The sequence below is a fragment of the Gilliamella sp. GillExp13 genome, assembly GCF_001690815.1.
Classification (GTDB): domain Bacteria; phylum Pseudomonadota; class Gammaproteobacteria; order Enterobacterales; family Orbaceae; genus Gilliamella; species Gilliamella bombi.
Genome location: NZ_LZHJ01000072.1, coordinates 21,296 through 30,686, shown reverse-complemented (window position 1 = coordinate 30,686; position 9,391 = coordinate 21,296). Strand labels below are relative to the sequence as shown.

Genomic DNA, 9,391 nt, shown 5'->3' with positions numbered 1-9,391 from the left:
ATGTGCTTGATAGGCTTGATTAGGTTTTGAGTTTCTTTTTATCTCTCGACTTATTGTCGAAGGATGTCTATTGAGTAGCTGGGCTATCTCTTTTTTATTCTTTCCGGCTTGTAATAATACGAAAATTTGGTATCTTTCCTTCCTAGAAAGGTGATTATAATACATAGCAATCTCCAAACTGTGGTGGTGCGAAGGTGCTAGTATAAATCACCTTTCTACTTTCTTCACTCCACCGTGTTTAAAATTGCACTTCATGTTTGAATCCAGGATTTAAAATATAAAAAATTAAATAAAATCAATAATCTATCTGAGTGATTTTAGAGCAAAAAACACGCTTATAGCACCACAATATTAATAAGATTTTCTTATCAAAATATAAAAATATGCTGATTACGAAGTAAAACTGCACGCCAAATCGTGCTGTTGGCGTGTTTGCGTTTTAGATGTTATCAGTAATATTAATCATTCCGCAAAAATCAAAAAGTTCTAAGTCTAACACCATATTTTAATTAGAAAATTCGCTTATTACTAAAGCCGAATCGTTTTTATCTTTACATTTCTTTACAAAAAATTTCGCCAAAAAACTAGCCAACTATTTTTTAAGCGGCTATACTTTAACCATCTTCATAAAAGATGGCTTATTAAATAAGCGAACAATTATAAAAAATTTAAATAAAACAAAATATTAATTGACAGGTGAAACAAAATGCAGTACCATTTTAGCCACAAGCCATGGCAAACCTACGTCTTAAATTTATCAAATAACTTTATTCGACGTGTTTTTACTCGAATCTCATTTATATTGTCGAGATTATTTCTCTGATTATTATCGAAATTATTCACAAAACTATTTTCAAAAATCCCATTGGCATTAGCGCCGTTGTTGTTATTGTCGTACTCTTTTGAATCGCAGGCACTATCGGCTACCACATCAAATGCCATTCATGGCACGGCACCTTATTTAACCTTTGATGGCGGTATGACTCATGCTGATTCAGTTAGTCCCTTATTATCAGTAACATTACTAGGAAACCAAATTATTAATGCATCAAATGATAGCTCAAGTATGGAAAACCCAGTAGTGTTAGATAAACTTTCAGCCACTTTTGCAGACATCCAAACATTAGTACCTCATGGGGATTACCCAGAAGTATTGACCGATAAAGTGATTGATGACAATGGTTATTGGAAGGATGATGATGGCGATATACTTCATCGTGTTAATTCGAGTAAATTAAAAATTAAATGGCAGAATTTATATGGTCAGGATATTACTAATTATGTGAAGGATAATTCAGATAAAGCATTAAATGGTTGTGATGCACCTTATCAATTAACGTTAGAAGTAGAAGATGTGAACATTAAGACGGAATATGGTATTCCTTCTGAAAGTGATAACTTTACTGGGAATAGGCATACTTATTATCTTTATCCTAAAATGAATAAACCACAATTTTGTTATGCAATACCTAACTTAGAATATGATTGGCATTCAAATAATATGCCTTACGATGGGGCAGTTTCTTCTCTTAACGATCCGAATGGTGACTGGAATAAGGCATAGGAGATTTTATGCTTACAATCCAGTAAATCCGGGAGCAAACTTTCCAACCACAGGCTCTCATAATTTATTTTTTTACTTGAGTATTGCAGGAATGAAAGCACAAGATATCGTTAATACGAATGGTCGAACAATTTCGGCTGGAGGGGTAACATTAACGTTAAATGCTGAAAATACGCTACCGACAGGGCTTGTAAAAATTAACTTAACGGGTCCTAAGGAGGGTCATCCTGGTTCTTTTATTCCTTCAACATTTTATCTACACGATAAAAACAATGACCCATTGTATAGTTTTAGGTTAGAGCGTTGGTATGTCACTAAAAAAGGTGGTGCAGGGGGGTATCAAAATGCAGTAGCATTTTGTGATAACTTTAATGGTGGTGGATATCGTATGACCAAAGTACTTGATTTTACCAATGCAAGACGTGGCAATTGGCAAAACGGTATCGCTGACTTGTTCTATAAAAGAAAAATTAGTTATAAAATGAATGGTTATTGGATGGGAGGCTTATTTAGCGAATGGGGAAGAATGACTCAAATCTATTATACAGATAGTGATTGGGAATATTTTCTTTCTGGTGATCCTAGTTGGGGCGATATGCGAGGATATTATTGGACTTCTGATAAAAAAGATGAAATAGCTCAATATGTTGTGGAGACAAATATAGGTATAGTTGGCGCTTGGCTTGCTTCAGAACGTCCAGACTATAGAGTAGCTTGTGTCTCACCTTAATTCTTCTTATTGTTACTGAATTGGTCATTTAGTTTAATATGACTAAATGACCAATTTACTTTTATTTATACAAAGTAATTTAATAGCATGTTTTTTATTTATTCAATTGTAGTATTTTGTTTTTTTTAATGGATATGTATTTTAAAATAATTTTATATAGCAAACATAAAAATTTGTACATTTAATTCATTTACTAAAAATTTTAACCAAAAATTTTTTATCAAAATAATTATTTTAATTTCTGAGATTGAAATTTTTAATTTATATCAAAAAACATTTATCATATATTCTTATACATAAATATTTAAGAGGTGATTAATATATGGAACAGCGTATAGGTTTTATTGGTTTAGGTAATATGGGTAATGCTATTTTACAAGGTATTTTAGCAAGTAATATAGTTCCTGGAACGCAAATTTATGTTTATGATCCTCATATCGAAAAAGGTCAAGTTCTTAATCAATCTTACTCAATAAATAATTTAGCATCAGCGAGAGATGTTGCACGAGAATCAGATATTGTTTTTTTAGCGGTTAAGCCGAATATTATTGTGGATGTGTTGGCTGATATTCAAAAGGAGTTAAAAAAGAATACCGTTGTTATCTCGATTGCTGCAGGTGTAACGATTAAGACGATAGCAAAAAATGTAGGCTACGAGCAAAAAATAGTAAGAGTAATGCCAAATACACCTGCGTTAGTTAATGCAGCTATGTGTTCAATAACACCAAATACAGAGGTTACGGATGAAGAATTAGCAATAATTCAACGTTTATTAAATTGTATTGGTGAAACGGAAGTTGTTCCTGAAGATTTAATTGACGCAGTTATTGGAGCAAGTGGATCTTCCCCAGCTTTTGTGTTTATGTTTATTGAAGCACTAGCTGATGGTGCGGTTAAAGGCGGATTATCAAGAAAACAAGCTTACAAGTTTGCTGCCCAAGCAGTTTTAGGATCGGCAAAACTATTATTAGAAACAGGTAAACATCCAGGGGAGTTAAAAGATATGGTCTGCTCACCTGCGGGTACAACCATTGAAGGTGTGCAACTACTTGAAGCCAAAGGATTTAGGTCAGCAGTTATTGATGCAGTGGAAGCAACGATAAAAAAATCTCAAATGATAGCAAAAGATTAATATTATAAAATTCATAACGTTATATCTTTAAATTAGCGTTATGAATTATTTTTACTGATATAATAAGTAATCTTTTAAAAAGATTGCTTGCATTAGTAAACTAATTATGAGTAAATAGACACAAGCATACGACATGCGGATTTATTTTGTAACATTTCGATATATGTAGTTTGTAGTTTACTATACCTTAGAGATTAGTTTTCTTTAGTATATTCTTCTTAGTGTTAATAAGTAATCTAGGTTTTATGTTTTTGAATATAGTCCTTTAGGGGCTAAAGTTAATTTATTTATAGGAAGATTATTATGTCTAAGAAAACTGGTCAAGTAAAATGGTTTAACGAAAGTAAAGGTTTTGGTTTTATTTCCCCCGCTGATGGTAGCAAAGATGTATTTGTACATTTCTCTGCAATTTCTGGCGATGGATTCAAAACATTAGGTGAAGGTCAACAAGTAGAATTTTCAATTCAAGACAGTCCTCGTGGTCCTGCAGCAGCGGATGTTACCATCATCTAAGATTTATATTTTATTTTTTAGTTTTGCTACCCTATCGGTAAATTGTTACTGATAGGGTATTTTCTGATAGACTTCCCGCCTTAAATTCTTTGCCATATTCTGGCTATTTCTACTATTAATTATCATTTTTCATGATATTAGCAATAAACTAATAATATAAGAAAATGAAAAGATTACTATTTATTGTGTTATTAGGCTTTTCTTCAATTACTATGGCGGATTTAACATGAATCATGTAAAACCTATTTTGATAAACTTGACAGTTTTATGAAAGTAATTCCTAAACAACAATCTGATATGATTAAACAAAGCGTAGAACTGGCTAAACAACAGATTTCGTCACTGTCTGCAGATAATCAAGCTCCAGCTTGTAGACAAGGTATGGATTTTCTTCAACAAGCTGAAGCAAATTTATTTTAAAAATAATATAATTTATCGCATATTATGACGAAAATCCCAAGGAGCTATTGGATGTTTATCTTTCCAAAGTCCTTTTTTATTTTGTTTTGCTCTGGTCTCTAATTTTACCATCATTTTGTTATTAGCTACCCCTTTATAACGATATGCCCAAGCATAACCTTTTTCGACCATTTTGGCATTGATATTAACTTTATTTAAAAAAATAGTACCTAAGGTTCTTTTATAGATATCTTTTTTGTTTTCTTTAACAAAAACATTTTTACCAGCAATAAGTGAAGCTAAATATTTCCGTGATACATTACCATAGGCTTGTTTACTTTCAGGCGCATCGATATCAAGCAAACGAACACGGATTTTTTGTTTTTTGATAGTTAAGATATCAACTGTATCACCATCAATTACTTTGACAACTTTACCACTGAAATCAGCATAAACTAGCGTGTTTGATAAAAAAAATAAAATAATACAAATTAATAAATGTTTTAAACGATTCATTATAAATAAAAAAGTATAAAAATTTGTAGCATTATACATGATTATTCATGCTATAACTAAATATGGATTTAATAAAAAAAGAGATGATGTCAACCTTACTTGTATTTAATAAGGCTGACAGAATGAGTAGCTTTAAATTAAAAAGCGTTGGTATCTTGGAATAGACCTACTTTTAAATCAGAGGCTTGGTAAATAAGCTTACCATCAACAAAAACTTCGCCATCACCGATACCCATAATTAATTTGCGATTAATAACACGTTTGAAATGGATTTTATAGGTTACTTTTTTATTGGTTGGTAGTACTTGGCCAGTAAATTTTACCTCACCAACACCTAAAGCGCGGCCTTTCCCTTTACCACCAATCCAACCTAAATAAAATCCAACTAATTGCCACATAGCATCAAGTCCTAGGCAACCAGGCATAACTGGATCGTTTTTAAAATGACATTTAAAAAACCATAAATCGGGATTAATATCAAGTTCGGCTTCAACAAAACCTTTGCCAAAGTTACCTCCGTTTTCATTCATTTCGATAATACGATCCATCATTAACATTAAATCAGATGGTAATGGTGGTCCATCATGACCAAATAACTCATTATTGCCTGATTTAATCAGATCTGCTTTATCGTACGAAGATTTACGTTCAAATGTCATAAAAAAACCTTTTATTTAATGTAAATTAAAACATGTTTTGAAAAATTAAAAGTTACCTAACTTTCTTTTTCTATTCCGTAATTAATAAAATTTTGTACCAAAGTTTATTTGGTATTGTTACTTTTTGCAATATTTTTGCCATCTACTTAACCAACTATCTTGTTTTTTGTCCTGCAACAATACTGCTTGCATACGTGCATGAATCAATTGGTAAAGATTAATGCTATCTTTATCTTTATAAGGAATACCTGTTAGTAGGTAAAGCGCATCAGCAACATGTTCAACAGACCATATTGAAAACTTTCCTTGATCGATTGCTTCAATAACATCATCATTTAAACTTAAATGGCGTTGATTAGTGGCTGGAATAATTACGCCTTGTTGTCCAGTTAAACCTTGTTGTTTACAAACAGCAAAAAATCCTTCAATTTTTTCGTTCACTCCACCAATTGATTGGACATGACCAAATTGATCTACTGAACCAGTAACAGCCAATTGTTGATCAATAGGTTGTTGTGATAAAGCGCTAATGATTGCACAAAGCCCTGCAAGTGAAGCGCTGTCACCATCAATTTCACTGTAAGATTGTTCAAACACTAAAGAAGTTGAAAAAGGTAATTGATGATTGATAGCAAATTCAGACATAATAAATGCCTGCATTATCATCATTCCTTTTGAGTGAATATTACCAGCTAATTCTGTTTTGCGTTCTATATCAATTATCTCTCCATCACCAAAATGAATAAGACAACTTATACGAGTGGGTTCACCAATCGCTTTTGGATACCCAGGGTATTCAATTACTGATAAGCCGTTTATTTGTCCAACAACTTGCTCTTTAGTATTAATCATTATTTGATTACTAAATATCTCCTCATGTAGCCTTTCTTGCAAATAATTTTCATGCCATGATTTTTGCTTTATAGCAGATGTGATGGCTGATTCATCGATTACATTATTTTGCATAAAGTGTGTAGCATTAACTAATAGCGAATTAATCCAATCTACTGAAAGAGGGAGGTAATGTTGATCACCAGTATAGCGAGTAGCCTCTTTGTAAATTTTTGCTAAAGCTAAGGTGTCAATATTAGGTAATTGTTGTTTATTAGCGATAAATTTTAAGTAATTAATCCAGCGTTCTATTTGCTCGGGTGATTTGACTGGTAATTCATTTTCAAATTCAGTATAGATAGAAGTTGAATAAAATTCAGGTTCAAAATCTTGTAATTCTGCTAAACTTAATCTATCCCCAACTAAAATAATTCGTAAATCAAGTGGCATAGGAGGAATAGACAAAGGTAAAGGATGAGATTCGTCAGCTGAAACCCATTCAAACTCTTGCTTTATTACCATTTGTTTTAATTTAGACCATAACAATGGTTGGCTAAGTAGTGAGCGAAGGCCTAAAATTAAAATGCCGCCATTAGCACGATGAACAAGTCCAGCTTGTAATTTTATAGGACTATTTTCAGGTTGTCTAACACAACCAAATAGTTTTTCACTATCAACAGATGATGCAAATAAACAATTGTCTTGGGCAGCAAAATTATCTTGTTTGCTCTTTGCATTGGCCAGCGTAATTTTACTTTCGCTAAAAAAATAACTATAGCCTAATGAAGGTGAAGATAAATCAGATTTAATGGCTTGTCTTAGTAAATCAAAAAAAAGCTCGCTTTCAGGTGCTTTAAGCAACATAAAGCGGGGGCTATAACATACTCTTTTGGGTGGGCATAACAGTGCTAAGGCAGAGGCCACACGTGGTTGCCACATGAGTAAATGTTCTGATTTTTCTGATTCTAATGATATTGAATTATTAGTTTTGTTTCTAAGTTCAGAAATATAGGATAAATCAGGCTGGATCTGTTTTGCGTTGAGTTGTTTAATTGCCAAAGTTTTTATCTTTTTGTTAACTTATTTCATTTTGAAATTATAACAAGTATCCGATGTATCGCCAACAGATTACCAAAATCTTTATGGTAGCAAATAAAAAATTTACAGAAAGATTTTTTAAAATCAGGTAAACTAAAACATAATTTATTGTTTATTTATCTTAATAATCACCATTAGCAACGACTTAATATGCTCAAAATCAAAAATACTTACTTCAAAGACTATCGTGCCTCACAAATTGTTAGTTGGGGGCATTGGTTTACGTTGTTTAATATTTTTGTTGTAATTTTACTAGGTAGTCAATATTTATTTATTGCAGATTGGCCTCGTACTTTTATGGGGCGATTTTATGCAATTATTAGTGCAATCGGACATTTCAGCTATTTGACCTTTATTGCTTATTTGATTCTGCTTTTTCCGTTAAGTTTTTTCATTCATTCATCTCGATGGCAAAGGATAATTGCAACGGTTTTTGCAACAGTAGGTCTTTCATTACTAATTATTGATATTGAAGTTTTTTCGCATTTTAGAATGCACCTTAATTTGTCTATTTGGCAATTATTTTCATCGCAAAAAGTCACTTATTTAAGTACGGTATTTATTGCTATTCCGTTTATTTTGTTGATTGAAATTTTATTTTCGGTATGGAGCTGGAAAAAGTTACGTAGCTTAAGTAAACGTAAACGCTATGCAAAGCCTGTAGTAATTCTTTTTATTCTTTGTTTTGTTTCCTCACATTTGATTCATATCTGGGCTGATGCTAATTTTTATCGACCAATTACTATGCAGCGTTCAAGCCTACCACTTTCTTATCCTTTAACTGCTCGCCATTTTCTTGAACGTTATGGCTTTATTAAAGAAAATGGTTATCGTGATCGTGTTGCCCAAGAAGGGAATCCTTTTGCGATGGCAATTGAATATCCGTTAGGAAATATTGTTTATAATCAAAAGACAATAAAAAATAATGTGTTAATGATTGTTATTGAAGGGTGGAATACTAATTTATTAACTAAACATATGCCGTGGTTAAATGAGTTTTCTCAAGATAATATTTTCTTTGCTAATCATTATGGAGCAAGTAATCAGTCCTATTTAAATGACTTTTCATTGTTTTATGGGTTAGATCCTAACTACTATAATAGTATCCTTGTTGGACATAAACCGTCTGTATTGCTTGATGTCGTTACAAAACAGCACTACAACTTAGGTCTATTTTCGGAAAATGGTTTTGCTGAACCTTTATATCGTTCAGCTTTGTTATCTAATTTTTCAATACCACAACCTAAAAAACAATCTAATAAACAAATAACAGAAAACTGGAGGGCTTGGCATGAAGAACAAAATAGCCTTGCTAATCATGCACCTCTGTTTTCTATAATCCAATATTCATTGGGAAGTAAAAATAAAAAAATCACGATATCTGATCTTCAATCAGAAGCTAAAAGGCTAGATCAATACATTGAATCATTAATTGCCTATTTAAAATTATCTAATGCCTATGATGATACGATTATTGTTATTACTGGTTCGAATGATATTAAAATTGACGAAGTGAAAAAAGTAGCGTTACGCAATGCAGGAAGCGACTTTAACAGAGAATCATTAAAAGTACCATTGATTATATCATGGCCAAATAAAGGCCGTGCCCAAATAACAGAAGCAACTTCGCAAACTGATATTATGCTTACATTAATGCAAGACGCATTTTATGTTACTACGCCACCTCAGCTGTACAGTCAAGGTAAAAACCTATTTACTCGAAAGTCTAGACAATGGCTAGTTGCTGGTGATGAAAATACTATAGCAGCACTTTATGATGATAAAACGGTTGTTTTAGATGCTTTTGGTCGTTCTAAAATTTATGATATTAATGGTAAATTGCAAAAAGCAGAAAAAATTAGTTTACCCATCTTTTTGCAAATCGTTACTGAAAATCGCCGTTTTATGGTTGTGGATAATTGATTTAGCTTTTGAGTAGAATTATAAAA

The 9,391-nt window shown here is 32.1% G+C and carries 9 protein-coding genes and 1 pseudogene; 6 read left to right on the top strand and 4 right to left on the bottom strand.

Annotated elements, in window-relative coordinates:
• Positions 1–165 (bottom strand): helix-turn-helix domain-containing protein (locus A9G37_RS13530; protein ID WP_141671002.1); only part of this gene is annotated, 165 nt, incomplete at its 3' end.
• Between the two features lie 700 nt (positions 166–865).
• On the opposite strand from A9G37_RS13530, the gene A9G37_RS05190 reads away from it, so the two are divergent.
• From A9G37_RS05190 to A9G37_RS12835, 5 genes and pseudogenes are all read left to right on the top strand, one after another.
• On the top strand, positions 866–1,564 hold the full coding sequence (locus A9G37_RS05190) for a hypothetical protein (protein ID WP_141671070.1): 699 nt from the start codon (positions 866–868) through the stop codon (positions 1,562–1,564).
• Positions 1,542–2,294 carry a hypothetical protein gene (locus tag A9G37_RS05185; RefSeq protein WP_141671069.1) on the top strand — a complete coding sequence of 251 codons (753 nt, stop codon included), beginning with the start codon at positions 1,542–1,544 and terminating at the stop codon, positions 2,292–2,294. Before A9G37_RS05190 ends, A9G37_RS05185 begins: the two co-directional genes overlap by 23 nt.
• A gap of 322 nt (positions 2,295–2,616) precedes the next feature.
• Positions 2,617–3,426, top strand: a complete 810-nt coding sequence (gene proC, locus A9G37_RS05180) for a pyrroline-5-carboxylate reductase (protein ID WP_065574834.1) — start codon at positions 2,617–2,619, stop codon at positions 3,424–3,426.
• A 303-nt stretch (positions 3,427–3,729) separates the two neighbouring features.
• A complete protein-coding gene (gene cspE, locus A9G37_RS05175; RefSeq protein ID WP_034909833.1) occupies positions 3,730–3,939 on the top strand; it encodes a transcription antiterminator/RNA stability regulator CspE in 210 nt (69 codons plus the stop codon).
• A gap of 240 nt (positions 3,940–4,179) precedes the next feature.
• Positions 4,180–4,359: pseudogene (locus tag A9G37_RS12835) on the top strand (DUF5339 family protein); the annotation flags it as partial.
• A gap of 12 nt (positions 4,360–4,371) precedes the next feature.
• Here A9G37_RS12835 and A9G37_RS05170 read toward each other — a convergent pair.
• From A9G37_RS05170 to A9G37_RS05160, 3 genes are all read right to left on the bottom strand, one after another.
• Positions 4,372–4,893, bottom strand: a complete 522-nt coding sequence (locus A9G37_RS05170; RefSeq protein WP_238552625.1) for a thermonuclease family protein — start codon at positions 4,891–4,893, stop codon at positions 4,372–4,374.
• A 98-nt stretch (positions 4,894–4,991) separates the two neighbouring features.
• Positions 4,992–5,513: a bifunctional 3-hydroxydecanoyl-ACP dehydratase/trans-2-decenoyl-ACP isomerase gene (gene fabA / locus A9G37_RS05165; RefSeq protein ID WP_034909831.1), complete on the bottom strand. Its 522-nt coding sequence runs from the start codon at positions 5,511–5,513 to the stop codon at positions 4,992–4,994.
• A gap of 117 nt (positions 5,514–5,630) precedes the next feature.
• Positions 5,631–7,403 carry an AAA family ATPase gene (locus A9G37_RS05160; RefSeq protein WP_202961518.1) on the bottom strand — a complete coding sequence of 591 codons (1,773 nt, stop codon included), beginning with the start codon at positions 7,401–7,403 and terminating at the stop codon, positions 5,631–5,633.
• A gap of 189 nt (positions 7,404–7,592) precedes the next feature.
• Here A9G37_RS05160 and A9G37_RS05155 point away from each other — a divergent pair, with 189 nt between their 5' ends.
• Positions 7,593–9,365 (top strand): DUF3413 domain-containing protein, encoded by a 1,773-nt coding sequence (locus A9G37_RS05155; RefSeq protein ID WP_065574833.1) that lies wholly within the window; start codon positions 7,593–7,595, stop codon positions 9,363–9,365.
• Positions 9,366–9,391: the final 26 nt, after the last annotated feature.